The sequence below is a fragment of the Longimicrobium terrae genome, from assembly GCF_014202995.1.
In the GTDB taxonomy this organism is placed as follows: Bacteria; Gemmatimonadota; Gemmatimonadetes; order Longimicrobiales; family Longimicrobiaceae; genus Longimicrobium; species Longimicrobium terrae.
In genome coordinates this window covers 14,226-38,622 of the sequence record NZ_JACHIA010000004.1, presented here as the reverse complement: position 1 = coordinate 38,622, position 24,397 = coordinate 14,226, and the positions used below count along the sequence as shown (strand labels likewise).

The window sequence follows — 24,397 nt, the reverse complement described above, 5'->3', positions numbered from 1 at the left end:
TCGCCGGCCTGCCTGCTCGACATCATCGGTGATCGCGACTGCGGGATCTGCCCGCCCGGCACTGTGGGGCAGGATGGCACCCGACGGACATTGCCGCTCGACGATGTTCATCGACCGGAATGCGATCGTGGCTCACGCCGGCGCCACGGGGAGGCGCAGGTGGACGGTGGTGCCCTCGCCGGGGGTGGAATCGACCGTTACCTCCCCGCCCCACGCCTCCACCAGCCGCCGCACGATGGCCAGCCCCAGCCCCGTGCCGCTGGTCTTGGTGCTGAACTGCGGCTCAAATACGCGCGGCAGCGACTCGGCGGGAATGCCCTCGCCGTTATCGGCCACGTCCACCTGCACCCACGCCCCGCCGCCCGCCTGTGCCGCGGTGATGCGCACCTCGCCGGGGCCGTCCAGCGCGCCTCGGGCGTTCTCCAGCAGGTTCACCAGCACCTCCTTGAGTTCGCCCGCCCGCGCGCGCACCGGCGGAAGGCCGGGCTCCAGATCCAGCCCGTAGTCGATGCCGTCGCTGCCGCCGCGGTACAGCGCCAGCGTTTCCTCCGATACGCGCCGCACGTCCACCGTCTCCAGCGGCGCGCCCGCCTCCGCCGGCGTGCCGAACCGGGCGAATGCGCGGCTGATTTCGCCCAGGTGGTCAATCTCCCGCAGCACCGCCTCCACGTTGCGGTCCAGAATGCCGCCGAAGTCATCGCGCCCGTCCGCATAGGCGCGCCGCACGTGCTGCACGGCCAGCTTGATGGGCGTAAGCGGATTCTTGATCTCGTGCGCCACCTGCCGCGCCATTTCGCCCCACGCCAGCACGCGGGCGGAGCGGATCTCGTTGGTCACGTCCTCCAGCACCAGCACGGCGCCGCGCTTTACGGTGTCCACGCTCAGCCCGCGCAGGCGCAGGCGCACCACGCGCCCGTCCACCTCGCGCTCCTCCACCCGCTCCCGCGCGCCGGACGCCAAGAAATCGCTCACCGTCGCGGCCACCACGCCGGGAAGGGCCAAGTCACCGGGGATGGCCGCGCCCACGGGAATGTCCACGCCCAGAATCTGCTCCGCGCGCGGGTTGATGAGCGCCACGCGCCCGGCCGCGTCCAGCGCCACGACTCCCGTCCCCGCCTCCGCGACGATGGCTTCCGTCCGCCGCGTCTCGCGTACGAGCGCCGCCTGGCTCAGGCGCAGGCTGCGCACCATGCGGTTGAACGCGCGGTACACCCGCCCGAATTCGTCGCGCCGCCCGGACGGCAGGCGTACGGAAAGATCGCCCGAGCCCACGGAGGCCGCCGCGCCGCTCAGCGCCTCGATGGGCCGCGACAGCGTCCGTCCCACCAGCAGGGAAAGGACGAGGGAAAGCGCCGCGCCCGCCAGGCCGGCCAGCGCCACCAGATCCGCCAGTTCCCGCCGCCGCCGCGCGATCTCGCCCGTGGCCAGCGGCGTGGGCGAGGCCAGCACGCGCCCGCCCTCCACGCCGCGATAGGCCACCAGGTACTCGCGCCCGGCAAGCTCGCGCCGTTCTTCACGCTCCACCGCCTCGCCCACGGTGAAGTCCAGGTAGACGGCCGGCGGGAGCCACGCGTCGTACAGCCCCAGGTCGATGACTTCCGGCGACGCGGCCTGCCGCAGCACCCCGCGCTGGTACAGGAGCAGATCCGCCCCCACGTGGCTGGAAAGGGCGGACAGCCCCTGCCCGTTCACCTCCGCCGAGGCCTGCGTGAGGGCGCGGTCCGCCAGCGCGCCCGCCGTGCGCTCCACCTCGCGCGACAGTGCCTGGTACGCGGTGGCGCCGAACGCGGCCATCGGCAGCAGAAAGAAGGCGAACAGCGCGCCGGTCAGCCGGCCGCGAAAGGTGAAGATCCACGCCCAGCGCGCCGGCTCCACCCCCAGCGGCTCGCCGCACAGCGTGCGTCCCAGCGCCCACAGCAGCGTCATCGCCGCCAGCAGCAGCGCGGCGCTCACGATGCCGCGTGCGCCCAGGATGGCCCGCGTGGGGGTGAGCAGCAGCATGTGCGCGTGCATGGGCTGGCCGGGAAACAGAACCGTCGTTTCGCTCCGCCACCCGTTCTCCGCCCGCAGCCAGCGGATGTCGCCCGTGCCCTCCGCCAGGCCGCGCGCGGGGACCAGGGAGAGCGTGGCGCCGTCGTCCCCTTCCCCCGCGGCCTGCGGGTCCAGAAAGCGGGCCAGCGACGTCGATCGCGACAGGTACGCGCGCGGCGGAACGGCCACGGACACGCTCTGCCCGCCGGTCAGCGGCACCACCAGCAGGTAGTGGAGGCCGGGAACGTCCGTCATCCGCTCCAGCCGCGGCTCCTCGTCCAGCCGGGCGCGCTGCAGCAGCGCCGCCACCCGCTCGCGGGGGACAGCCGCGTCCGCCAGCCGCAGCTCCGTGGCCGGCTCGCCGCCGCTCCACACGGTGATGCGCCCCTCGTATCCCTCCCGCGCCAGCCCCGCCTCCACCCACGCCTGGTACAGCAGGCTCACCCCCTGCCGCCCCTCCGCATCCAGCCGCAGCACGTCTTCCGAAAACTGGCGCAGCAGAAAGTCCAGAAACGGGTCCGCCTGCGTCCCCAGCTTCCCCAGTTCCCGCTCGGATTCGCCCAGCCGCTCCGTCAGGTGCAGCGTCCACAGCGCGGGGAGGGCGAGCGAGGCCGCGATCCATCCCGCGCACACCCAGGGCAGGAGCGCGCCGCGGCGCACGTCCACGCGGGGGATGCCGTACGCGGCGAGCGCGAAGGGGATGGCCCACGCGGCGGCGGACCACACCGGCAGTTCGCGCCCGGGACGCCACCAGCCGATCACGCAGGCGGCCAGCAGCGCGGCCGCGATCAGGCTCCCGGCAACGGCCTCGCCGCGCACGCGTTCGTCCCCGTCGCGCCGGCCCAGCAGCGCGTACAGCGGCAGCGCGGCCAGCAGCGACATCGCCAGCACCACCGGCGCGCCGCCGCCCTCCCGCGAAGCCAGCACCGCCGCCGCCACGGACGAGCGGACCGTCCACAGCACCAGCGCCATCCATCCCCCCGCCATCGCCACGCGCACGGGGAGCGGAAGCCGGCCGGTGCGCCGCCCCGCCGTCTGCCGCGCCAGCATCCACACGGCCGCGCCGGACAGGACGACCAGAAGCTGGCCGAGCGTGACATCCACCGGGAGCGGAAGGACGAAGCGCGTGGGAGAAAACAGCTCCGCCGCGTGCACCAGCGCCCCCAGCGGCGCCACCACCAGCGCCACCGTCAGCACCGCCACGGGAACGCCGGGATTGCGCCCGCCGCCGCGCCACCACACCAGGGCCAGCAGCAGCGCGCCCGCCGCCCACGCCAGCGACACCTCCCACCGGCCACGGTCCACCACGCGGTCGCGCCACGCGTCCTGCGTAAGCGTCTCGAAGACGCCGCTCAGGATGGTGTCGCGGCTGGTGGCCCAGTCCCACACCGAGTCGCCCTGCGCCAGCGCGGGCGTGGTGAAGCGGGGGACGATGCCGTTGCGCTCCGCGAACCGCTCCGCGTACGGCGTGGCGCCCTCGCCCATGCGCACGTGCGCCTGCAGCAGCTTGGCGGCGATCGCCACGTTGCCCGTCTGCAGCGGCTCGGTAAAGTACACGTAGCCAAAGAGCGGGCCGGCGGAAAAGGACGATTCCACCAGGCCGCGCCGCACCGAGTCCGGCACGGTGCCGCGGTGCTCCCCCGCCCACACCAGCGGCGAGCCGTCCGCGCGGTAGATGGCCACGGCGCTCATCCCCGTCTGCGCGCGCACGCGCTCCATCGCCTGGAACAGCCCCGTGCTTGCGACGCGCGCGCCGCCCGCCGCGTCTGCCGCGCCCAGCACGGCCTGGCCGCCGCGGTCGAACAGGTTGTTCAGCCCGTCGTTCACCCGTTCGCCCGCGCGCTCCTCCACGGCGGGGCGCACCCGGTTCCAGTCGGATGCCACCCGCCACAGGCGGAACTGCGTGCGTCCGGCCAGCCCCAGCGCCACGGCGAGCGCGGCAAAGACCAGCGCGCGTTCGATGCGGCTCACGCGGGGAAGAACGAGCCACAGCAGTGCGCACACGGCCGCGCCCAGGTACCATCCGGAGGTCAGGCGCGACATCCACAGCGCCAGCAGCAGCACCGCGCCCCACGCCGCGGCCCAGCCGATGCGATCACGCATGGGCCCGCCCCGCGGTGCGGGCGCCGGATCGCGCACCGGCTCCGTTTTCACCTCTGCCGTCGTCTGGATGCTCACGCCTTCCCGATCCTATGCCCTTTCCGACCTGCCATGGACGGAGATCGCCGCGCACCTCACGCGCGACCGCCGGCTGATTGTGCCCGTGGGCGCCTGCGACCAGTCCGGCCCGCACCTGCCCGTGGGCGCGGGCTCGTGCGTGGCCGAGGCGCTGGCGCGCGACCTGTCGCAGGAGTTCGGCGTGCTGCGCGCGCCCTCGTTCGCCTTCGGCGTAAACCTGCCGGGCGAGGCCGTGTACGCCGGCACGGCGGGGCTCAAGCCCAAGACGCTGCACCGCGCGCTCAACGAACTGCTGGCCGGGTGGGCCGCGCAGGGCTTTACGGAGTTCATCACCATCACCGCCAACGTGCACGGCCCGCACGCCGAGGCCATCGCCACCATCCGCGCGGTCCGCGCCCGGGTGCGCGTGGTGGAGGCGCTGTCGGTGGACCTGAGCGAGATGCTGGACGGCACGGGGGGTACGGAGCACGCGGGCGAGGTGCTGACGTCGCTGCTGCTGCACCTGCGCCCCGAGGTGGTGCGGATGGATCGCGCGCGGGACTTTGGACTGGACCCCGTGCGGGCCAGAAAGTTCGTGGGCGGACAGCTTCCGCGCATCCCCCCCGGCGGCGAGGGGACGGTGGGGCAGCCCTCCCTGGCCACCGCGGAAAAGGGAAAGCGCATCTACGAGCACATCCTGCAGAAGATCCGCCTCAAGGTGTTCATCGCCCCGCCGGTGGAGGAACTGGAGGAGTAGCGGGGGCGGATGACGGGCGGGCACCGCGCGGGGCGCGTGATCATCCGCGCGGATGGTGGGGACGTCCGGGAGCAGGACGTTATCCGTCGCGGCGGAACCCTGCAACGTGCCGCGCCGAAACCCCGGCCCCGGCGCGGGGTATGCTCATGCGGACCGGCGTGCCCGCCGCACGGGCGCGCCGCCATTCACGTGAGGAGACATGAAGATTCTGACCCGACTCGCCCTGCCGCTCGCCGTGTTCGCCCTGGCTGCCCCCGCGGCGGCCCAGGGCGGCGACACCGGCACCTTTCGCGTGTACGTGGACGGCCGCGAGGTGGGCACCGAGGAATTCACCATCACGCAGCTGGGAAGCGGCACCGGGCAGGAAATCAGCGCCACGGGCCGCGTGCGCGTCCGCTCCCCCGAAGGCACGCTGGAGCTGGACACCCGCCTGGGTTCACGCGGCATCGGCAGCGACCCGGTGGACTACCAGGTCATCGTGGGTGGCAGCTCCACCAGCAAGATCGTGGGGACGGTGAACGGCGGCCGCTTCAGCGCCAAGATCGTCACCCCCGCGGGCGAGCAGCTGCGCGAGTACCTGGCCAGCAGCGGCGCCGTGGTACTGGACGAGGGCGTGGCGCACCACTACCACTTTCTGGCCCAGCGCACCCACAACGGCCGCGTTCCCGTCATCGTACCGCGCGAGAACCGGCAGGTGATGGCCACCGTCAGCAGCCGCGGCGAGGAAAGCATCACCGTCAACGGCACCTCGGTGACGCTGTTCCATCTGGTGGTGCAGCCCGCCGGCGGCGCCGAGCACCACGTGTGGGTGGATGCACTGAACCGCGTGCTGCGCGTGGAAGTGCCCAGCCGGTCCTACCGCGCCGAACGCACCGCCGTCCCGCGCTGACGGTCGCGCGGCGGACGGACGGCCCCGGGGAGTGAGCGCGAGGAGCGCGGGAGACGGTCTCCCGCGCTCCTCTTCGTTTCTCTCCCGCACGTGCGCGCCGCACCGCGGATCCGCTCCCCTTGGGCGAACGCCGTTCGGGCATTATCTTTTGCGTCTCCGCACCGCGCGCTCAGCGCACGAGCAGTTCATCGTTTCCCATCCCGCCATGACTGACACCGCCTACGCGCCCGCGGCCCAGGAGCCGCAGGCCGCCCCCGGATCGTTCGTCCGCCGCGTGGCGGACACGTTTCTTTCGCCCATCGCGCTGTTCGGCCGCTTTGGCGCGCGGCCGCCCTGGGTGGACGTCACGGTGCTGAGCGTGGTGATCATGGCCGGCGCCATCGCCATGGTTCCGGAAAGCGTCTACCTGGAAACCATGCGCGAGGCCGTTCGCCAGCAGGGCCAGCAGATGACTCCGGCGATGGAGGGAATGGCCGGGATGCAGCGCGTCTTTGCCCTCGGGGCCACGGTGGTGATGCCGTGGATCGCGCTGGTCATCTCCGCCGGGCTGCTGACGCTGATCTTTTCCGTGCTGATGGGCGGCAAGGCCACCTTTCGCCAGCACGTGTCGGTGATGGCGCACGCCGGGCTGATCGGCGCCGTGGGACTGTGGGCGCGGCTCCCCGTCATCCTGCAGAAGCGGGACATGCAGGCGGGCATCAGCCTGGCCGCGCTGGCGCCGTCGGCGGAGCCGGGGAGCTTTACCTACAAGTTCCTCAACGCGTGGGACGTCTTCACCATCTGGCAGTACGTGGTCATCGCCTTCGGCGTGGCCATCGTGGGCCGCAGAACCGGGGTGGGAACCGCGGTGGCGGTGATCCTGGGACTGTACGCACTGGTGATGGCGGGAATCGCCTCGTTCTGACCCGTTCCACACCCGGGTTTTCCACCGCGCCCGTCCGGCCTTCCGGACGGGCACGGATGTTTTCCGGACGATTGCACCGCGGTTCCGCGCGCGGCTGAAACCCGCGGACGGCCGGCCCCGTACAGGCCCAGCGTGCGGCACCGGGCCGCCTCCTTGCCCGACCCCCGACATCCCGACTGACCCCCCAATGTCGCTCCCGAATCTTCGCCGGACATCCGGCCTTTTGCTGCTTGCGTGCGCCGTGGCGGCGCCCGCCGCCGCACAGCGGCCCGACAGCGCGGGCCCCGGACTCACCCTGCAGCAGGCCGTGTCTTCGGCGCGCGAGCAGAACCCCGACATGCTGGCGCAGCGCAACGACCTGCGCGGCACCCGCGCGGGGATGCGCGCCGCCCGCGCGGACTTTCTCCCCTCCGCCAGCGCGGGCGCCAGCGTGGGCTACACCGCCAGCGGCATTCAGCGCTACGGCGCGCAGTCGTTCGGCGAAAGCCCCGACTACTACTCGTCCAGCTGGAACGTGGGGCTGCAGTATGAAATGAGCGGCGCCAAGCTGCTTCAGCCGCGCATTGCCCGCGCCCAGCACCAGGCCGCGGAAAGCCGCATCGCCGGGTACGAGTGGAGCCTCACCACGCAGGTGGGCCAGCAGTACCTGACGGTGCTGCAGGCCGGCGAGCGGGTGACGCAGGCGCAGCGCGAGGTAGAGCGCACCGGCGAGCACGAGCGGCTGGCGCGCGCCAAGCTGGAAGTGGGCTCCGGCACGCCGCTGGACGTGCGCCGCGCCCAGGTGGACCGCGGCCGCGCCGAATCGGCGCTGGTGCAGCAGCAGAACAGCTACGGCACCGAAATGCTGCGGCTGAGCCGGCTGATGGGCGCCGACCTCCCCCTGGACACGCGCCTCACCAGCCGATTCGAGCTGTTTGAGCCCACGTGGAACGCGGACGCGCTGGTGGCCGAGGCCATCGCCGCCAACCCGGCGCTCGCCGCCGCCCGCGCCAACTCCGGCGCCGCGCAGACGCAGGTGCGCGCCGCCCGCTCGCAGTACCTCCCCTCCATGAACCTGCAGGTGGGGCTGGTGGGCTCGGTGTACAGCGCCGGCAACATTTCGCCGCTGGTGAACGGGCAGCTGAACCAGATGGGCGCCGCGTTCGCCGCGTGCAACGACAACAACGTCATCCGCGGCGCGGCGGGGCTGCCGCCGGTGGACTGCTCCGGGCTGAACTCCGCCGACCCGGTGGTGCGCCGCGCGGTGCGCCGCCAGTTCGAGTCGTCCAACCCCAGCTTTCCCTTCGGCTACGAGCGCCAGCCGCTGCAGGCCTCGCTCAGCTTCTCGCTCCCCCTGTTCGACGGGCTGGCCCGCGAGCGCCGGGTGGAGGAAGCCCGCGTGCAGGCCAGCGACGCCGACCTGGCGGTGCGCGGCCAGGAGCAGACGCTGCGCTCCGACGTGCGCGCCGCGCTGCTGAACACGCAGACGGCCTTCCGCGCCGCGCAGCTGGAGCGCCAGGTGGCCGACAACGCCGCCGAGGAGCTGCGGATGGTGCGCGAGCGGTTCCGCCTGGGAAGCGCCAACTCGGTGGAGATCACCGACGCGCAGACCCGCCTGGCCGAAGCCGAGCGCGCCGTGATCGACGCCGTGTATTCCTACCACAAGTCGCTGGCCGCCCTCGAGGCGCTGGTCGGCCGCCCCCTTCGCTGAACCCCCGTCGGTTCTCCCCCGGGAACCTGAGAGGATAACGAGACATGTCGAATCTGAAGAAGGCCGCCATCGTGGTGGGCGTGGTTGCGGTGATCGGAACGCTGGGCGCGCTTTCCATGCGCGGCGGCAACAAGGGCGGCGTGCAGGTGCGGCCGGAGCAGGTGGCCCGCCGCGACCTGGTTTCCATGGTGCAGGCCAGCGGCAAGATCGAGCCGAAGCGCAAGGTGGACATCAGCGCCGACATCAGCGGCCGCGTGGTGGAGCTGAGCGTGGAAGAGGGACAGTGGGTCAACCAGGGCGCCGTGCTGCTGCGCATCGATCCCACGCAGTACGTGGCGCAGGTGCGCCGCGCCGAGGCCGCCGTGGCCCAGAGCCAGGCGCGCGCCTCGCAGAGCCGCGCCCAGCTGGCCAAGGCGCAGAACGACCTGCGCCGCGCCGAGCAGCTGGCGCAGACCAACGAGCTGGTGTCCGCGGCCGACGTGGAGAACGCCCGCACCCAGGCCCAGGTGGCGCAGCAGGAGACGCAGGGCGCCGTGTTCGCCGTCACCCAGGCGCAGGCCGCCGTCAGCGAGTCGCGCGACCAGCTGCGCAAGACGACCATCGTGGCGCCCATGAGCGGCCGCGTGACCCGCCTGAACATCGAAGAAGGTGAAACGGCGGTGGTGGGGACGATGAACAACCCCGGCTCGCTGCTGCTGACCATCGCCGACCTTTCGGTGATGCAGGCCAAGGTGGAAGTGGATGAGACCGACGTCCCCGGGCTGACGCTGGGCGACAGCGCCGTCATCAAGGTGGACGCGTTCCCCGGCCGCAGCTTTCCCGGCCACGTGACGCGCATCGGCAACAGCTCCATCCAGCCCACGGCGGGCGGCTCGGCGGACCAGCAGTCGGTGGACTACGAGGTGATCATCACCATCGACAATCCCCCGGCGGAGCTGCGCCCGGACCTGTCGGCCACGGCCGAGATCATCACCGAAACGCGCCGCAACGCGCTCTCGGTGCCCATCATCGCGCTGACGGTGCGCGACAAGGAAGGGAAGAAGTTCAAGGCCGCGGAGGAGAACGACGAGGGCGCGCCGGCGGAAAAGGCGCAGCGCGAGCCGGAGCAGGAAGTGGAAGGCGTGTTCGTGATCCGCGACGGCAAGGCCGTGTGGGTGCCGGTCACCATCGGCATCGCGGGCGACCGCTACTTCGAGGTGGTGAGCGGGCTCAAGGGCGGAGAAACGGTGGTGGCGGGAAGCTACCAGGCCATCCGCGACCTGGAAGCCGACCAGGCGGTAAAGGTGCCCGAGGCGGAGACCCCGGCGGAGAAGGCGGCGGCACCCAAGGCCAAGGGGACGGCGTGAGCGCCGTCCTGATTCTGGCCCGCGGGCTGGAAAAGCACTACGACCTGGGCGCGGAAACGGTGCGCGCCCTGCGCGGGGTGGACCTGGAGATCGCGCAGAACGAGTACGTGGCCATCATGGGCCCGTCCGGCAGCGGCAAGTCCACCTTCATGAACCTGATCGGGTGCCTGGACACCCCCACCGGCGGCGAGTACGTGCTCAACGGCAACCGCGTGGCGGGGATGGGCGAGGACGAGCTGGCGCGGGTGCGCAACCGGGAAATCGGCTTCGTCTTTCAGACCTTCAACCTGCTGCCGCGCAGCACCGCGCTGGAAAACGTGGAGCTGCCGCTGGTGTACGGCGGGTTCAACAAGAAGGAGCGGCGCGAGCGGGCCGAGCAGGCGCTGGCGCACGTGGGGCTGCAGAACCGCATGGACCACCGCCCCAGCCAGCTGTCCGGCGGCCAGCGGCAGCGCGTGGCCATTGCCCGCGCGCTGGTGACCAGGCCCAGCATCATTTTGGCGGACGAGCCCACGGGCAACCTGGACTCGACGACGTCGGAAGAGATCATGGCGCTGTTCGCCGCGCTGCACGCGGAAGGGCAGACCATCATCATGGTGACGCACGAGCCCGACATCGCGGCGCACGCCGAGCGCGTGGTGACGCTGCGCGACGGCAAGATCGAGAGCGACCGGCGGCAGACGCCGGCCATCGTGGGCACGGCGGTCAAGCACACTCCGGAGTTCGCCCCGGCGGGAGGCTGAGCCATGGGCATCCGCGAGGCGATCCGGATCGCGCTGGCCATGATCCGGGCCAACAAGCTGCGCGCCTTTTTCACCGTGCTGGGCACGGTGGTGGGCGTGACCTTTCTGATCGCGGTCATCACCCTGCTCAACGGGATGGACGCGTACATGAAGGAGGAGTTCGCCGGCCGCATCTTTGGCAACAACACGGTGCTGGTGCGGCGCACTCCGGAAATGTCCAACGAGCCGATCTCCGAGGACACCTGGCGCGAATGGCAGCGCCGCCGCCGCTACACCATGAACGAGGCGGAGTGGCTGAGCCAGAACATGCGCACCCCCGGCCTGCTGTCGTACAGCTACGACGAGGACGCCAAGGTGAGCGACGGGCGGGGACGCGAGCTGCAGAACGTGAACATCATCGGCGCCAACGCCAACTTCTTTCGCGTCCGTGAGCTGGACTTCAAGGCGGGACGGCCGTTTTCCGCCAACGAGGCGGGGCGCGGCGCGCCGGTCATCGTGCTGGGGACGGAGGTGGCCGAAACGCTGTTTCCCGGCCGCAACCCGCTGGGGCAGACGGTGCGCATCGGCGGCGACCCGTACCAGGTGATCGGGCTGCTGGAGGAGCAGGGGTCGCTGTTCGGCATGTCGATGGACCGCATGGCCATCGCGCCGGCGCGCTCCCCGCTCAACGGCGGCGTCTTTCCCTTCGCCAACACGGTGGAGGACATCAGCTTCAAGGTGCCCACGGGTGAGCTGCTTCCCGTGGCGGAATCGGAGATGATCGGGCTGAACCGCACGCTGCGGCGGCTGCGCCCCTCCGAGGAAAACAACTTCTCGGTGGAAACCGCCGAATCGTCGCTGGGCTTCTGGGACACCATCAACGGCTTCCTGATGACGGCGCTGCCGCTGCTGGTGGGGATTTCGCTCGTGGTGGGCGCGGTGGTGATCATGAACATCATGCTGGTTTCCGTCAGCGAGCGCACGCGGGAAATCGGCATCCGCAAGTCGCTGGGCGCCAAGCGGCGCGACATCCTGCTGCAGTTTCTGATCGAGGCGGGAACGCTGTCGGGAATGGGCGGGCTGCTGGGGATCGGGCTGGGGATCGGGATGGCCACCCTGGTGTCGGCGGTGTCGCCGCTGCCGGCGCGCGTGTCGGGCGGGGCCATCGGGCTGGCGCTGTTTCTGGGGATCGGGGTGGGGCTCATGGCCGGGGTGTACCCGGCGTGGCGGGCGTCGCGGCTGGATCCCATCGTTGCCCTTCGGGCGGAATAGGAGCGTACCATGAACTGGACCGCCGGACGAGAGGGCGTCACCATCGCCCTGGAGTCGCTGCGCGCCAACAAGGTGCGCGCCTCGCTCACCATCCTGGGGATCGTGATCGGCGTGGCCACGGTCATGACCATGGCCGCGGCGATCAGCGGGTTCCGTGGCTCGGTGATGTCGAGCCTGGAAAGCATCGGGCCCAAGAACTTCATCGTCGCCCGCTTCGACCAGACGACGCTGCAGCTGGGCGACGGCAACGGCAAGCCGCCCTGGGACGGCAAGCCCGCCATCACGTTCTCCGAAGCGCAGATGCTGGCGGAACTGCCCAGCATCCGCAGCGTGTCGTCGTCCGCGGGGACGAACGGCAAGGCCAAGGCGGGCTCGCGCACCATTCCCGGCGTGCAGATCGGGGGGCAGAGCGCCGACTGGCCGGAGTACTCGCAGGGCGACTTCGTGCAGGGGCGCAACTACCTTCCGCTGGACGAAGCGCGCAGCAACAGCGTCGCCGTGCTTTCGCTGGGTCTGGCGGAGGCGCTGTTCCCCGGCGGCAACGCGGTGGGGCGCGAGGTGCGCCTGGCCGGGCAGCCGTTCCGCGTGGTGGGCGTCTACAAGGTCAAGGACAACATCTTCGCCAGTTCGGCCGACAACACGGCGTACGTGCCCACGACCACCGCCATCAAGCGGCTGGGCGCGGACCCGGACTGGATGAGCCTTCTGGTGGTTCCCGCCACCGACGCCACGCAGGCGCAGGCGATGGACGAGGTGACCTCCGCGTTGCGCATTTCCCGCGGCCTGCGCCCGGGCGAGGAGAACAACTTCGCGCTGATGCGGCAGGAAGCGTTCGGCGAACTGTTCGACCGCATCACGGGCGTGTTCTTTCTGGTGATGCTGGTGCTGGCGGGAATCGGGCTGATCGTGGGCGGCGTGGGGGTGGTGGGGATCATGATGATTTCCGTCACCGAGCGCACGCGTGAGATCGGCGTGCGCAAGGCGCTGGGCGCCACCCCGCGCGAGATCCTGTGGCAGTTCCTGGTGGAGTCGATGACGGTGACGCTGGTGGGCGGGGTGATCGGCCTGCTGATCGCCATGGGCTTCGCGGGGCTGATCACCGCGCTGACGCCGGTGCCCGCGTCGATTCCGCTGTGGGCGGTGGGCGCGTCGCTGCTCGTCGCGGCGATCGGCGGAATGGGATTCGGCCTGTACCCGGCGTTCAAGGCGGCGCGGCTGGATCCGGTGGATGCGCTGCGGTACGAGTAACAGCAGGGAATAGGGAATGGGGAATAGGGAATAGGAACGGCGTTCTCTTGATGGCCCCCGGCACTGCGCGTTTGCGCGCGGTGCCGGGGGTTCCCATTTTGCGGGGCATTGCGCGCTCGGGCGTCCCGAGCACGGCCGGACCACAGCGCCGAATAAGCGCGCCGCGTCGGGTTCGAGGCCGGGCCGGGCCGGGGCCGGGGTTCGGGGGGGGACGATACGGCGCCCGGCGGCGTAGATTGGCCCGGCGGTTGAAACCGCGCCTCGGAAAACACGAAGTCCGCCTTCGCGGACTGCGGCGGCGGATCAGGTGTGTGGTCTCCCCCTCTCCGTGCGGCTGTTTGCACGGGGAGGGGCCGGGGGAGGGGCCCGCCCGGGGACGGGCGCCGAACCATCCTCCCGCGCCGAACGGCTCCCCCTCTCCCGCGGAGCGGGTGGAGGGGGCTGGGGGGAGGGGGCCTCCTCGCTGCACCGGCACCGTCCGAACCAGGCCGATCAGTCGCACTCACGCACTAACGCACTCAGCACTCACGCACTTCCATCCACCGTGACCGATAACGACGCCCCGTCCCCCGACCCGCTCGCCCCGCCGGTGGACCTGCTGGCCATCGCCGCGCACCGCGACGACGTGGAACTGCTCTGCGGCGGCACCATGGCCCGCATGGCCGCGCAGGGCTACCGCACCGGCATCCTCGACCTGACCGCGGGCGAGCGCGGCACCGACGGCAGCGCGCAGCTTCGCGGCGAGGAATCCGACGCGGCGGCCGTCATCCTGGGCGTCACCGCGCGCCGCAACGCGGGGCTGCCGGACGCCGGGCTGCAGAACACGCCCGAGACGCGGCAGCTGATCGCCGGATTCGTCCGCGCGTTCCGCCCGCGCGTCGTCATCATCCCGTTCATGAACGGGCGGCACCCGGACCACCGGATTGCGTCACAGCTGGCCTACGACGCCTGCTTTCTGGCCGGGCTCGCCAAGCTGGACGCGCCGGGCGCGCCCCATCGTCCGGAAAAGATCCTGTACGCGCTCACCTACCGTGAAGACGCCATCAAGCCCAGCTTCGTAGTGGACATCACCGACTTCATGGAAACCAAGATGAAGGCGGTGCACTGCTACAGCAGCCAGTTCGACGGCAAGACGTGGGGCGGCGAAGTGTTTCCCGGCGGCGACCGCCCGCTCTACGACCAGGTGCGCATGCACGCCGCGCGCTACGGCTCGCTGATCCGCACGGAATACGGTGAGCCGTTCCACATCGCCGAAACCATGCGCGTGGACGACGTGCTCACGCTCGGCGTGCGCAGCATCTGAGGCAGGAAGTGCGTGAGTGCGGGGTGCGTTGAGTGCGTGAGTGCGCCCCCGGGCGGATCAGGTGTCCGGCTGCGCGCAGGTGATTTCGATGATGAGCCGCTTGTAGCTGGGCACGTCGTGGCCGTGCAGCTTGGCGACGGTCGCGGTCGCCGAGCCGCCGCGCAGCAGCCACGTGGCCATCCACTGGTTGATCTCCGGCGGCAGGTGGCCCAGCGGATCGCCCGTCCCCAGGTGCACCCACACCATCGGGTCGTCTTCCATCGGCGGATCGGGAATCAGCACCAGCGCGTCGCCCTCGCCCAACTGGTCGATGCGGGCGGCGCGGTCGGCGAAGATGGTGCCGTGCACGCTGGTGCGGAACGTGGCCGGATGGTCCTGCGGAAGGGGCGGAATCATGCACGAACGTGGCGCGAGGGGAGATGGCGTCCTCTTGGGAACGCAGGCTCTTCCCCGCCCCGCCCTCAAGGTTCGCGCCAGTGAAACCCGCGGGCGGAGCGGTTCATCGCCCGTCCGCTCTCCTTTTTGGATCTGATCGCGCGCATGCCGGATTCCGTCTACCTGGACCACGCCGCCACCACGCTTTTGCGGCCAGAGGCGCGCGACGCAATGCTCGCCGCGCTCGAGGGGCGATGGGGCAATCCGTCCAGCATCCACCGCTGGGGCCGCGATGCCCGCGCCGCCCTGGATGACGCGCGCGCCCGCTTCGCCGCCGTCATCGGCGCGAGCCCGGCGGAGATCGTGTTTACGCGCGGCGGCACGGAGGCCGACAACCTCGCGCTCTGGGGCCGCGCGCGCCTCGCCCCCGGCGCACCCCTCGCCTGCTCCGCCGTGGAGCACAGCGCCGTGCTCAACGCCCTCCGCGCGGCGGGAGACGCGGGCCACCTCATCCACCTGCTTCCGGTGGATGGAAACGGCCTGGTCGACCTCGATTCACTTCATCACCTGCTGGCGGCAGACGAGAAGCCGGCCATCGTTTCGGTGATGTGGGCCAACAACGAGGTCGGCACGCTGCAACCGGTGGACGAGATCGGCGCGATGTGCCGCGACGCGGGCGTCATCTTTCACTCCGACGCGGTGCAGGCGCTGGGCAAGGTGCCCGTCCGCGCGGACCGGACGGCGGTGGATCTGCTGGCGTTCAGCGCGCACAAGCTGGGCGGCCCGCGCGGCGTGGGCGCGCTCTACATCCGCCGCGGCACCGCCATCCAGCCGCTGCTGCAGGGCGGCGGGCAGGAGCGCGGAATGCGGCCGGGGACGGAGGACGTCGCGGGCGCCATCGCCTTTGCCGTCGCCGCCGAGCTTGCGGATGCGGAGCGGGAGGTGGAGATGACGCGCCTTGCCGCGCTCCGTGATCGCCTCGAATCCGAACTCGCCGCCCGCGTGCCCGGTCTGGTACTGAACGCCGCCGGTGCCCCGCGCCTGCCCACGATCAGCAACGTGTCCGTTCCCGGCGCGGACGCGGAGATGCTGTTGATCGGCATGGACATGGAGGGCGTTGCGGTCTCCTCGGGCTCCGCGTGCAGCAGCGGCGCGGTGACACCCTCGCACGTGCTCACGGCCATGGGCGTCGCGCCCGAGGCGGCCGGCCCGTCCGTGCGCTTCTCCTTGGGACGCGGCACCACCGAAGCCGACATCGAGCGCGTCATCGACATCTTTCCCACCGTGGCCGCCCGCGTCCGGATCTGATCGGACGCGTGATGACGCCCGTCCTCCGTGACCTCCGTGCATCCTCCGTGACCTCCGTGTGAAACGGCAGTTTTCACGGATATGCGCACCACACACGGCATGCGGTGTACAGAGCCGATTCCGCGATCCCGAGCGGAGCCAGATTCAGCAGAAGCAGAGTGATGGAGAAGAAGAACGTCCTCGTGGCCATGTCCGGCGGGGTGGATTCGTCCGTGGCGGCGGCGCTGCTGCAGGAGCAGGGGCACAACGTCATCGGCGTGACGATGAAGACCTTCTGCTACTCGGAATCCGACGCGGACGCGAACGGGCCGGGCAAGACGTGCTGCGGCCTCGACGGCATCATGGACGCGCGCCGGGTGGCAGACCGCCTGGGCATTCCGCACTACGTGTTTGACGTGGAGCGCGAATTCACGCGCGACGTGATTGACGACTTCGTTTCGGAATACGCCGCCGGGCGCACCCCGAACCCGTGCGTGCGCTGCAACGGAAACACCAAGTTCCGCGACCTGCTGCGCCGCGGCCGCATGCTGGGGTGCGACGCCATCGCCACCGGCCACTACGCGCGCATGGGCACGGACGCGAACGGCGCCCCCGTGCTGCTGCGCGGGCTGGACGAAAAGAAGGACCAGAGCTACTTCCTGTGGTCGCTGCCGCCGGAAATGCTTCCGCAGCTGCTGTTTCCGCTGGGCGAACTCACCAAGCCGCAGGTACGCGAGCGCGCCCGCGAGCTGGGTCTGGTGACGGCGGAAAAGCCGGAAAGCATGGAGATCTGCTTCGTTCCGTCCGGCAACTACGTGGACTTCCTGGAAAAGAAGCTGGGCACGGAGCACGCGGCGCTCACCACGGGCAACCTGGTGACGACCTCCGGCGACGTGATCGGCGAGCACGACGGCTACGCGCGCTACACGGTGGGCCAGCGAAAGGGGCTGGGCGGCGGGCGTTCGCTGCCGCTGTACGTGATCGGCACGCGGCCGGCGACGCGCGAGGTGGTGGTGGGGACGATGGAGGACCTGGACCGCACGGACGTGACCGTCGGTGGCCTGAACTGGCTGGCCACGATTCCGCAGCCGGGCGACGCGGTGCGCGTGCAGGTTCGCCACCGCGCTCCCGCCGTGGACGCGCGCGTGGAGTCCATCGGCGACGACGGCGTACGGCTGACGCTGAACAAGCCGCAGCGCGCGGTGACACCCGGCCAGTCGGCCGTCATCTTTCGCGACGACATCGTCCTGGGCGGCGGCCGCATCGCCGCCTGATCCGGGCGTCAGACGGAGGGGGATTACGGCGTTTCACAGAAACATAGAGCCGCCCACCGGACAGAGGGAGCCGCATGGACATCGTGATCGACCACGGTTCGCCGTCTCTCGCGGCGCCAATGATCCTGGGCTTCTGCGCGGTGATCGCCATCCTGCTGATCTGGAGGACGTTCAGAAAGCCGGATGTGCCCACATGGGGCCGGCGCGGGAAGCGGAAGTAGAGAACGGGAGCGGCGCACGATGCGCCGCTCCCGTTTTCCGTCATCCGCCGATCACGATCACCGTTCCCCATCGCCCGTACAAGCCGCAGCGTGCGATGCCTCCCGGCTCGTTGCATCATCTTCGGGGTGACCTCGGCGTCCAGGATGGCCGCATCATTACTCGATCCGCGCGGAGCGTCAGACGGGAGTGAACTGCGGCGTTGCATTACGAGAACACAAGCATCCTCAACGAACGCGGTGCATGGACCTGGACATCGTCAAGATCTGTCCGCCTCCTTCGGCCATAGCGACCGACCTGATTCTGAGTTTCTGCGCGGTGGTCGCCGTTCTGCTGATCTGGCGGGTGTTCAGGAGGCCAGACGTCCCGGCCTGGGGACGCCATGGCACACGGATGTGAAAACGGGAGCGGCGCACGATGCGCCGCTCCCGTTTTTCGTCATCCACCGATCACGTTCCGCCTACTCCAGCACCTTGCTCTGCGCGAGCATCTGCCGAAGCTGCTCCTCGGATGATTCGTGGATCGCGTGCTCCGCATCCGCCTCGTCGCCGTCCATCTCCACAAAGCGCGGCGCGACGGTCTGATCGGTGAGGCAGTGAAAGATCACCTTGGGCCGGATGGACAGGCCGAACCGTCCGCCGGACGAGAACGCCTCCCAGGTGACCAGATCGGCATCGGTAAAAGTCTGGCTCATCTCACGCCTTGAGAAAAAGAAGTGCCCAGTGACAAACCGCGAGCGCCCAAGTTCAAGTGCCCAGGGTTCAAGTGCCCAGTGCCCAGGTTAGGTGCCGAGTACCGCCGATGATGCTGGGCACCCGGTACTTGGCACTTGGTACTGAGCACTTGGCACTTTTTTTCTTCAGTGCCTCATCCCCGCGGCCTCGGCGAATTCCTCGAACTCCTTGCGGGCGTCGCCCTCCAGTTCCTCGGGCACATCCACCTGCACCTTTACGAACTGGTCCCCGCGCCGCCCGGCCTTTTCCACACCCATCCCCTTGATGCGAAACCGGCGTCCGGGCTGCGTTCCCGGCGGGATGCGCAGCACTACCGACGGGCCGTCCACCGTGCGCACCTTGACCTTGGAGCCGAGCACGGCCTGGGCCAGGTTCACGTGAATGGTGCAGTTCAAGTCCAGCCCGTCGCGCGTAAAGAAGCGGTCCGGCTCCACGCGAAAGGTAAGCATCAGGTCGCCCGGAGGGCCGCCTGACGCGCCGCGCTCGCCCTGCCCCGCCAGCCGCAGCTTGCCGCCGTTGTCCACCCCGGCGGGCACCGTCACCTGCACGGCGCGGTTGCGGCGCACCTGGCCGTTGCCGGCGCAGGTAGGGCACGGCTCGGTGGGCACCTTTCCCTTGCCGCCGCACATGGGGCACGGCCGCGAGACGCCGAAGCTCCCCTGCCCGAAGGTGACGGAGCCGAGTCCCTTGCACTCGGGGCAGGTGTTCACCGTGGCGCCCGGCGCCGCGCCGGAGCCGTGGCACGAGGGGCAGTCCTCCGTCACCGGCACCGTGACGGTCACCTTGCCGCCGCGCACCGCCGTCGCAAAAGGAATCTCCACCGCGTACTCGATGTTCTCCCCGCGCTCGGGCCCGCCGGGACGCGCGCCGGGCGCACCGCGGCGTTTGCCGAAGTCGAAGAACGAGCCGAAGATGTCGCCCAGCCCGCCGCCGCCCAGGTCCAGGTCGTCCAGGTTGATGGACTGCGCTCCGCCCCCCGGCCGAGGCCCCGCCCCGCCGCCGTAGCCGCCCATTCCGCCGAACGCGCCCATGCGGCGCATCTGGTCGTACTGCTTGCGCTTGGCGTCGTCGGACAGCACGGAGTACGCTTCGGAGATTTCCTTGAAGCGCTCCGCGGCGGCCGCGTCGTTGGGGTTGGCGTCCGGATGGTTCTGCTTGGCGAGCTTGCGGTACGCCTTTTTGATCTCATCCGCGCTGGCGTTTTCCGCCACGCCCAGCACGCGGTAAAAGTCCTTGGTCTGTGTCGCCATCGTGTGTCCGGTCAGAAAACAGGGCCGCCCCCAAAGTGGAGGCGGCCGCGCTCAGCCCTGGTGCTTCTTCACGACGACGCGCGCCGGGCGCAGCAGAACTCCCTTGAAGCGGTACCCCTTCTGGTACACCTGGGCCACCGTGCCGTCTTCTTCCGCCGTGTCCGCGGGCACCGTCGTAAGCGCCTCGTGAATCGTGGGGTCGAACGGCTTTCCTTCCGCCTCCACCATCTCCAGCCCGGCGGCCTCCATCACGCGGAGGAACTTCTTTTCCACCATCTCCGCGCCTTCGTGCAGCGCGCCGGCGGCGGTGGTGGCCGGGTCGAAGTCCGCGATGCGCGCCAAGTCGTCCAGCGGCTCCAGCAGGCGCTCCAGGATCTGCGCCTGCGCGCGGACCATGTTGTCGGACTTTTCGCGCTCCACGCGCTTGCGGTAGTTGTCGAACTCCGCCGCCAGCCGCAGGTGCCGGTCGCGCATGGTGCTCAGCTCGTCGCCCTGCGCCGGGGGCGCGGAGGCAATGCCGTCGCCCGTGTCCGCCGTGCGCGGCGCCTCGGTGTCGGCGGAGGTGTCCTGTCCGTCTGCCGCGGAGGCGGCGGGGCGGTCCTGATCGCTCATCTGCAAGCCGGATTTCGTCAGTATGTCATAGGCCGCCCGCGGCGAACCGCCGGGCGCGCGTCGTCTGCTCGATTGGGAACATCAGAAGGCAAGCCACGTTCCCATCCGCATCTGCCATCCTGACAGCTTCTCGAGAACGCTGGATGGGTTCAGCCGCAGCCTCGTCATCGTTCCACTCCGCCCTGTCATTCCGCCGACGCGGAGAACGTCAGCCGAGCTGTGCGGATGGTGCCGGCGGGGCGCGCTGCTGATAGCGGACGGGTTCACGCCCTCAGGCGAGCCGCCCGTCGATCCACCCGGCCACGTCCGCGACCGCGCGATGCCGGTCGCGCTCGTTCAGCGGCTCGTGGCGGAAGCCGGGATAGCGCCGCACATCCACGTCGCCCGGACACGCGGCCGCCCACCGCGCCACCGCCTCCGGAAGCACGATGCGGTCCGCCTCGGGAGCAAGCACCAGCATCGGAAGATGGACCGTGTCCCGGTCCGCGAACGCGGCGCGGATGGCCGCCATCATCTCCGTGTACAGGCGCGGGGTGATGAGGGCGTGCACCAGCGGGTCCGCGCGATAGGCCGCCGCGTACTCCTCCTCCGCCGACAGCTCGCCCGGATCCACCGCGTTGCTGAAGGGGATGCGCGGCGCGATGCGGGAAAGCAGGCCCGACACGGCCACCTTCCATCGCGGAGCGCGTACCGCTACGCCCAGCAGCGGCGCGGACAGGATGGCGCCGCGGAACGGCGCTTCGGTATGTGTCTGCAGGTGGCGGATGGCGATCAGCCCGCCCAGGGAGTGGCCGAGCAGAAACAGGGGCGCGGACGACGCGGCGGCCACGCGGGCGCGCGCCTGCTCCAGATCGCGCACGTACTCGGCGAAGCGGTTCACGTGCCCGCGCGCGCCGCCGGAAAGGCCGTGCCCGCGATGGTCGATCGCGTGCACCCCGATTCCCCGCTCCGCCAGGTCCGCCGCCAGCGCGGCGTACCGTCCGCCGTGCTCGCCCAGCCCGTGCGACACCAGCACGGCCGCGCGCGGAGCCGGAACCGGCCACGAGCGCAGGTGCAGGCGCACGCCATCCGCCGCGCGCAGTTCCTCCCCGCGCTCGGCGACCGTCACTCGGGGCGCGGGAGTGTCAGGGAGCGGGGGCGCGGCGGCCCCCGAACAGGCCGAAGTCGCGCAGGTAGATGTAGAGCGAATACACCGTCAGCACCACCGCCACCGTGAGCACCACCACGGTGAACACCCAGTGAAACTGCTGCCAGAAGCGCCAGAACGGCGTATCCCAGCCATTTTCGCGGGCGGCGGACTGCAGCGCGTACCAGAAGATGGCCGCGCCGATGAAGACGTTCTGAAAGACCGCCTTGAGCTTGCCGGCGTTCCCCGCCGCCAGAACGATCCCCCGCTTGGCCGCGAAGCCGCGGAACACGGTGATGAAGATCTCGCGGCCGAAGATGATGGCCATGATCCACCACGGCAGAACGCCGCCGAACCAGGGAAACGGCGTTTCCGGCTCGGCGCCGTGGCACAGCAGGTAGAAGGGGATGAACGTGGCGGCCAGCAGAAGCTTGTCGGCCAGCGGGTCCATCAGCTTGCCGAAATCGCTGATCAGGTTGCGCGACCGCGCCAGGTGGCCGTCGTACAAGTCCGAGAAAGCCGCGATCAGAAAGACGATGAACCCCGAGATGCGCCAGCCGAACGAGTCGGTCATCACCATGGGCGCGACCACCACCGCCAGGACGATGCGTCCCAGCGTGATTGCGTTCGGCAGGTTGCGCCAGGCCATTGGGGGCTCCCGGGTCAGCTGAGGGCCTTGATGACCAGCTTGCTGACCGCCTTGAGCGTGTCGAACACCCCGATGCCGCGCACGCCCACCGCCTCGAAGGTGGGCACGCCGGTGGGGTTCAGCTCCCGCTGCAGCTCCTCGAGCGAGGAGATGTTGGGAAGGTCGCGCTTGTTGTACTGGATGACGAACGGAATCTCGCGCAGGTCCAGCCCGTACTCCGACAGGTTGTCGTACAGGTTGTGCATGGACTCGATGTTGGCGTCCAGCCGCTCCACCTGGCTGTCGGCCACGAACACCACGCCGTCCACCCCCTTGAGGATGAGCTTGCGCGACGCGTTGTAGTATACCTGCCCGGGGACGGTGTACAGGTGAAAGCGCGTCTTGAACCCGCGGATGGACCCCAGGTCCACCGGCAGAAAGTCAAAGAACAGCGTGCGTTCCGTTTCCGTCGCCAGCGAGATCAGCTTGCCGCGCGTGTTGGGAGCCACCTTCTCGAAGATGTACTCGAGGTTGGTGGTCTTTCCGCACAGGCCGGGACCGTAGTACACGATCTTGCAGTTGATCTCGCGCGAGGCGTAGTTGATCATCGACATGGGCGCGGCCTCCTAGAGATCGCCGAACAGGCGGTCGATCTCATCCTCCGCCTCGTCCACAAAGCCCGCCTCCACGCGCGCGCCCTGCGGCGACGCCGCGGACCGCGCGAACAGTTCGCTGAACACTTCCGAGAGTTCGCGCACGACCGCCTTCACCTTGATCCGGATCATTCCCAGGGTGGTCCGGTTGTCGAACAGGACCACGAGGATCACCCGCCGAACCACGTCGGCCAGGTACATCGATTCCTTCTCGCCCTGGTGAAAGAGCGAGCTGAACTCGGTTTCGCCGATCATTGCCGCCAGCTGGTCGTTGGCCGAAAAATCGGCCGCCGCCAGCGACGAGAACGCCACGGAGTCAAACTCGGGCTTTTCGCCCGCCGTGGTCACCAGCTGCCCCGTGCGGTCCACCAGCAGGGCGCAGCGGGCGTTGGAGTCGTACAGAAAGCTCTGCAGAATGCGGTCGATGCGGTGAACGTCCTGTTCCTCGAACGACCAGCTGCTGGCGCCGGTTCCGGCCATCAGGCGACCTCCGTGGGGTGCCGCGAATCCAGCCCGGCTTCCAGGCGCAGCAGCACGCCCTGCGCACGCTTGCGCAGCAGCGGGCGCTGTTCCCACGCCAGAAAGTCGCGCAGCAGCAGAACCGTATCCACCGAGGCCGGAACGCCGCCCAGGTACTCCAGCGCGGCGAGCCGGCGGAGCGGATGGGGGCTGAACAGGTCGCGGCGGCTGCGGCTGATCTGGTCGCGCACCAGCAGCCCGCCCAGCGCGGCGGCGGCCGCGACGGCGAGCAGGGCGAACGTGGCGGTCCGTACGAGTCGCTTGCTTTCCATCACCCGGGAAGGAGGACGGGAATCCTGGAGTGGGGTGAACGCGGCACCAACCTAACGCGGCGATCCCCAAAAAACAAAAGGCCGCGGCGGGGCCGCGGCGGTACAGAAGCAAAAGCCGCGCTCGCGGCGCGGCCTACAGCTCGCGGCGCCCGGCCAGCGCCTCGGCGATGGTGACGCCGTCGGCGTACTCCAGGTCACCTCCCACGGGGAGCCCGCGGGCAATCCGCGTCACCCGCAGGCCCAGCGGAGACAGCAGGCGGGCCAGGTACAGCGCCGTCGCCTCGCCCTCCACGCTGGGATTGGTCGCCAGCACCACCTCGCGCACTTCGCCCGTGCCCGCGCGCGCCAGCAGCGGCGGCACGTTCAGCTCCGACGGGCCGATGCCGTCCAGCGGCGACAGGCGGCCGCCGAGCACGTGGTACAGCCCGCGGTACTCGCCGGTGCGCTCGATGGCCATGATGTCCGACGCCTCCTCCACCACGCACAGGGTGGCGGGGTCGCGGCGGGGGCTGAGGCAGATGGCGCAGGGGGTGGAATCGCTCAGGTTGCCGCACCGCTCGCATGGGCGGACCTTGTCGCGCACCTCGATGATGCTGCGCGCCAGGCGCCGGGCGTCGTCATCCGGCGCCTTGAGCAGGTGAAAGGCGAGCCGCAGCGCCGTCTTGCGGCCGATGCCGGGAAGCCGCGCGAACTCGCCCACCAGGTCGTCGATGGCCGACACGCGGCGTCAGAGCCCCGGAATGGGAAACGGAAGCTGGAGCCCGCCGGAGACCTTGCGCATTTCGTCGTCGTACATCTGCTGGGCCCGGTTCTGCGCCTCGTTCACGGCGGCGATCACCAGGTCCTCCAGCATCTCCACGTCTTCGGCCTGCACCACCGTGGGATCGATCTTGATGGAGCGCAGCTTTCCACGTCCGTCCGCGGTCACGGTCACCATGCCGCCGCCGCTGGAGCAGGTGACGGTCTTCTGGCCCAGTTCAGTCTGCAACTGAGAGATGCGGGCCTGCACCTGCTGGCCCATCTGAAGAATCTGCTGAAAGTTGTTCATCGCTCGAATTCAGGTCCGCCAAGGCGGAAAAAGAACGTCAGACCGCTTCGCCAGAGAAGCGGACGGGCGGAGGAAAATCCG

General features: G+C 70.1%; 25 protein-coding genes. 13 read left to right on the top strand and 12 right to left on the bottom strand.

Going from position 1 to position 24,397, the window contains the following annotated elements; all coding sequences use genetic code 11:
- Positions 1-132 precede the first annotated feature (132 nt).
- Positions 133-4,134: an ATP-binding protein gene (locus HNQ61_RS09015; protein WP_170035619.1), complete on the bottom strand. Its 4,002-nt coding sequence runs from the start codon at positions 4,132-4,134 to the stop codon at positions 133-135.
- A 67-nt stretch (positions 4,135-4,201) separates the two neighbouring features.
- Here HNQ61_RS09015 and HNQ61_RS09010 point away from each other — a divergent pair, with 67 nt between their 5' ends.
- The 9 genes from HNQ61_RS09010 (at position 4,202) to bshB1 (ending at position 14,319) form a co-directional block, all read left to right on the top strand.
- Positions 4,202-4,945 carry a creatininase family protein gene (locus HNQ61_RS09010; RefSeq protein ID WP_170035618.1) on the top strand — a complete coding sequence of 248 codons (744 nt, stop codon included), beginning with the start codon at positions 4,202-4,204 and terminating at the stop codon, positions 4,943-4,945.
- Positions 4,946-5,144: 199 nt separating this feature from the next.
- A complete protein-coding gene (locus HNQ61_RS09005) occupies positions 5,145-5,834 on the top strand; it encodes a hypothetical protein (RefSeq protein ID WP_170035617.1) in 690 nt (229 codons plus the stop codon).
- Positions 5,835-6,039: 205 nt separating this feature from the next.
- Complete coding sequence (locus HNQ61_RS09000) at positions 6,040-6,738, top strand: YIP1 family protein (RefSeq protein ID WP_170035616.1); 699 nt, start codon at positions 6,040-6,042, stop codon at positions 6,736-6,738.
- Positions 6,739-6,979: 241 nt separating this feature from the next.
- Positions 6,980-8,428 carry a TolC family protein gene (locus HNQ61_RS08995; RefSeq protein WP_183685595.1) on the top strand — a complete coding sequence of 483 codons (1,449 nt, stop codon included), beginning with the start codon at positions 6,980-6,982 and terminating at the stop codon, positions 8,426-8,428.
- Positions 8,429-8,472: 44 nt separating this feature from the next.
- Positions 8,473-9,774 (top strand): efflux RND transporter periplasmic adaptor subunit, encoded by a 1,302-nt coding sequence (locus HNQ61_RS08990; RefSeq protein ID WP_170035614.1) that lies wholly within the window; start codon positions 8,473-8,475, stop codon positions 9,772-9,774.
- The gene (locus HNQ61_RS08985) at positions 9,771-10,517 is read left to right on the top strand and encodes an ABC transporter ATP-binding protein (protein ID WP_338088110.1); all 747 of its coding nucleotides are present in this window, start codon (positions 9,771-9,773) and stop codon (positions 10,515-10,517) included. Before HNQ61_RS08990 ends, HNQ61_RS08985 begins: the two co-directional genes overlap by 4 nt.
- Positions 10,518-10,520: 3 nt before the next feature.
- Positions 10,521-11,768: an ABC transporter permease gene (locus HNQ61_RS08980; protein WP_170035613.1), complete on the top strand. Its 1,248-nt coding sequence runs from the start codon at positions 10,521-10,523 to the stop codon at positions 11,766-11,768.
- 9 nt (positions 11,769-11,777) lie between these two features.
- Positions 11,778-13,016 carry an ABC transporter permease gene (locus tag HNQ61_RS08975; RefSeq protein WP_170035612.1) on the top strand — a complete coding sequence of 413 codons (1,239 nt, stop codon included), beginning with the start codon at positions 11,778-11,780 and terminating at the stop codon, positions 13,014-13,016.
- Between the two features lie 544 nt (positions 13,017-13,560).
- Complete coding sequence (gene bshB1, locus HNQ61_RS08970) at positions 13,561-14,319, top strand: bacillithiol biosynthesis deacetylase BshB1 (RefSeq protein ID WP_170035611.1); 759 nt, start codon at positions 13,561-13,563, stop codon at positions 14,317-14,319.
- 57 nt (positions 14,320-14,376) lie between these two features.
- Here the strand turns inward: bshB1 and HNQ61_RS08965 are convergent, their stop codons facing one another.
- Entirely contained in the window at positions 14,377-14,715 is a 339-nt protein-coding gene (locus HNQ61_RS08965) for a hypothetical protein (RefSeq protein ID WP_170035610.1), read from the bottom strand.
- Positions 14,716-14,859: 144 nt separating this feature from the next.
- Here HNQ61_RS08965 and HNQ61_RS08960 point away from each other — a divergent pair, with 144 nt between their 5' ends.
- The 4 genes from HNQ61_RS08960 to HNQ61_RS08945 all read left to right on the top strand — a co-directional run bounded on the left by HNQ61_RS08960 (position 14,860) and on the right by HNQ61_RS08945 (position 17,873).
- Positions 14,860-16,002 (top strand): cysteine desulfurase family protein, encoded by a 1,143-nt coding sequence (locus HNQ61_RS08960; RefSeq protein ID WP_170035609.1) that lies wholly within the window; start codon positions 14,860-14,862, stop codon positions 16,000-16,002.
- Between the two features lie 161 nt (positions 16,003-16,163).
- Positions 16,164-17,255 (top strand): tRNA 2-thiouridine(34) synthase MnmA, encoded by a 1,092-nt coding sequence (mnmA, locus tag HNQ61_RS08955; protein ID WP_205761664.1) that lies wholly within the window; start codon positions 16,164-16,166, stop codon positions 17,253-17,255.
- Positions 17,256-17,329: 74 nt separating this feature from the next.
- Positions 17,330-17,476, top strand: coding sequence for a hypothetical protein (locus HNQ61_RS08950; RefSeq protein WP_170035607.1), 147 nt, complete (start codon positions 17,330-17,332; stop codon positions 17,474-17,476).
- Between the two features lie 241 nt (positions 17,477-17,717).
- Complete coding sequence (locus HNQ61_RS08945; RefSeq protein ID WP_170035606.1) at positions 17,718-17,873, top strand: hypothetical protein; 156 nt, start codon at positions 17,718-17,720, stop codon at positions 17,871-17,873.
- A 61-nt stretch (positions 17,874-17,934) separates the two neighbouring features.
- Here the strand turns inward: HNQ61_RS08945 and HNQ61_RS08940 are convergent, their stop codons facing one another.
- The 10 genes from HNQ61_RS08940 to HNQ61_RS08895 all read right to left on the bottom strand — a co-directional run bounded on the left by HNQ61_RS08940 (position 17,935) and on the right by HNQ61_RS08895 (position 24,316).
- A complete protein-coding gene (locus tag HNQ61_RS08940; RefSeq protein ID WP_170035605.1) occupies positions 17,935-18,168 on the bottom strand; it encodes a hypothetical protein in 234 nt (77 codons plus the stop codon).
- Positions 18,169-18,333: 165 nt separating this feature from the next.
- Positions 18,334-19,458 carry a molecular chaperone DnaJ gene (gene dnaJ, locus HNQ61_RS08935; RefSeq protein WP_170035604.1) on the bottom strand — a complete coding sequence of 375 codons (1,125 nt, stop codon included), beginning with the start codon at positions 19,456-19,458 and terminating at the stop codon, positions 18,334-18,336.
- A 51-nt stretch (positions 19,459-19,509) separates the two neighbouring features.
- The gene (locus tag HNQ61_RS08930) at positions 19,510-20,070 is read right to left on the bottom strand and encodes a nucleotide exchange factor GrpE (RefSeq protein WP_170035603.1); all 561 of its coding nucleotides are present in this window, start codon (positions 20,068-20,070) and stop codon (positions 19,510-19,512) included.
- 271 nt (positions 20,071-20,341) lie between these two features.
- Positions 20,342-21,178 carry an alpha/beta fold hydrolase gene (locus HNQ61_RS08925; RefSeq protein ID WP_170035602.1) on the bottom strand — a complete coding sequence of 279 codons (837 nt, stop codon included), beginning with the start codon at positions 21,176-21,178 and terminating at the stop codon, positions 20,342-20,344.
- A 16-nt stretch (positions 21,179-21,194) separates the two neighbouring features.
- Positions 21,195-21,845, bottom strand: a complete 651-nt coding sequence (locus HNQ61_RS08920) for a CDP-alcohol phosphatidyltransferase family protein (protein WP_170035601.1) — start codon at positions 21,843-21,845, stop codon at positions 21,195-21,197.
- Between the two features lie 14 nt (positions 21,846-21,859).
- A complete protein-coding gene (locus HNQ61_RS08915; RefSeq protein ID WP_170035600.1) occupies positions 21,860-22,438 on the bottom strand; it encodes a GTP-binding protein in 579 nt (192 codons plus the stop codon).
- Positions 22,439-22,450: 12 nt separating this feature from the next.
- On the bottom strand, positions 22,451-22,957 hold the full coding sequence (locus tag HNQ61_RS08910) for a roadblock/LC7 domain-containing protein (RefSeq protein WP_170035599.1): 507 nt from the start codon (positions 22,955-22,957) through the stop codon (positions 22,451-22,453).
- Entirely contained in the window at positions 22,957-23,268 is a 312-nt protein-coding gene (locus HNQ61_RS08905; protein WP_170035598.1) for a hypothetical protein, read from the bottom strand. The genes HNQ61_RS08910 and HNQ61_RS08905 overlap by 1 nt, the downstream gene beginning before the upstream one ends.
- A gap of 133 nt (positions 23,269-23,401) precedes the next feature.
- Complete coding sequence (gene recR, locus HNQ61_RS08900; RefSeq protein ID WP_170035597.1) at positions 23,402-23,989, bottom strand: recombination mediator RecR; 588 nt, start codon at positions 23,987-23,989, stop codon at positions 23,402-23,404.
- A gap of 6 nt (positions 23,990-23,995) precedes the next feature.
- Positions 23,996-24,316: a YbaB/EbfC family nucleoid-associated protein gene (locus HNQ61_RS08895; RefSeq protein ID WP_170035596.1), complete on the bottom strand. Its 321-nt coding sequence runs from the start codon at positions 24,314-24,316 to the stop codon at positions 23,996-23,998.
- Positions 24,317-24,397 lie beyond the last annotated feature (81 nt).

Excerpts from the sequence above, each read along its gene's own strand:
- HNQ61_RS09010 (WP_170035618.1), top strand. The coding sequence starts at position 4,202 with ATGCTCACGCCTTCCCGATCCTATGCCCTTTCCGACCTGCCATGGACG.
- HNQ61_RS08965 (WP_170035610.1), bottom strand. The coding sequence starts at position 14,715 with ATGATTCCGCCCCTTCCGCAGGACCATCCGGCCACGTTCCGCACCAGC.
- HNQ61_RS09015 (WP_170035619.1), bottom strand. The coding sequence starts at position 4,134 with ATGCGTGATCGCATCGGCTGGGCCGCGGCGTGGGGCGCGGTGCTGCTG.
- HNQ61_RS08940 (WP_170035605.1), bottom strand. The coding sequence starts at position 18,168 with ATGAGCCAGACTTTTACCGATGCCGATCTGGTCACCTGGGAGGCGTTC.
- dnaJ (WP_170035604.1), bottom strand. The coding sequence starts at position 19,458 with ATGGCGACACAGACCAAGGACTTTTACCGCGTGCTGGGCGTGGCGGAA.
- HNQ61_RS08990 (WP_170035614.1), top strand. The coding sequence starts at position 8,473 with ATGTCGAATCTGAAGAAGGCCGCCATCGTGGTGGGCGTGGTTGCGGTG.
- HNQ61_RS08950 (WP_170035607.1), top strand. The coding sequence starts at position 17,330 with ATGGACATCGTGATCGACCACGGTTCGCCGTCTCTCGCGGCGCCAATG.
- HNQ61_RS08910 (WP_170035599.1), bottom strand. The coding sequence starts at position 22,957 with ATGGCCGGAACCGGCGCCAGCAGCTGGTCGTTCGAGGAACAGGACGTT.
- mnmA (WP_205761664.1), top strand. The coding sequence starts at position 16,164 with ATGGAGAAGAAGAACGTCCTCGTGGCCATGTCCGGCGGGGTGGATTCG.
- HNQ61_RS08960 (WP_170035609.1), top strand. The coding sequence starts at position 14,860 with ATGCCGGATTCCGTCTACCTGGACCACGCCGCCACCACGCTTTTGCGG.
- HNQ61_RS08930 (WP_170035603.1), bottom strand. The coding sequence starts at position 20,070 with ATGAGCGATCAGGACCGCCCCGCCGCCTCCGCGGCAGACGGACAGGAC.
- HNQ61_RS09005 (WP_170035617.1), top strand. The coding sequence starts at position 5,145 with ATGAAGATTCTGACCCGACTCGCCCTGCCGCTCGCCGTGTTCGCCCTG.
- HNQ61_RS08920 (WP_170035601.1), bottom strand. The coding sequence starts at position 21,845 with ATGGCCTGGCGCAACCTGCCGAACGCAATCACGCTGGGACGCATCGTC.
- HNQ61_RS08895 (WP_170035596.1), bottom strand. The coding sequence starts at position 24,316 with ATGAACAACTTTCAGCAGATTCTTCAGATGGGCCAGCAGGTGCAGGCC.
- HNQ61_RS09000 (WP_170035616.1), top strand. The coding sequence starts at position 6,040 with ATGACTGACACCGCCTACGCGCCCGCGGCCCAGGAGCCGCAGGCCGCC.
- HNQ61_RS08945 (WP_170035606.1), top strand. The coding sequence starts at position 17,718 with ATGGACCTGGACATCGTCAAGATCTGTCCGCCTCCTTCGGCCATAGCG.
- HNQ61_RS08980 (WP_170035613.1), top strand. The coding sequence starts at position 10,521 with ATGGGCATCCGCGAGGCGATCCGGATCGCGCTGGCCATGATCCGGGCC.
- HNQ61_RS08915 (WP_170035600.1), bottom strand. The coding sequence starts at position 22,438 with ATGTCGATGATCAACTACGCCTCGCGCGAGATCAACTGCAAGATCGTG.
- HNQ61_RS08975 (WP_170035612.1), top strand. The coding sequence starts at position 11,778 with ATGAACTGGACCGCCGGACGAGAGGGCGTCACCATCGCCCTGGAGTCG.
- HNQ61_RS08905 (WP_170035598.1), bottom strand. The coding sequence starts at position 23,268 with ATGGAAAGCAAGCGACTCGTACGGACCGCCACGTTCGCCCTGCTCGCC.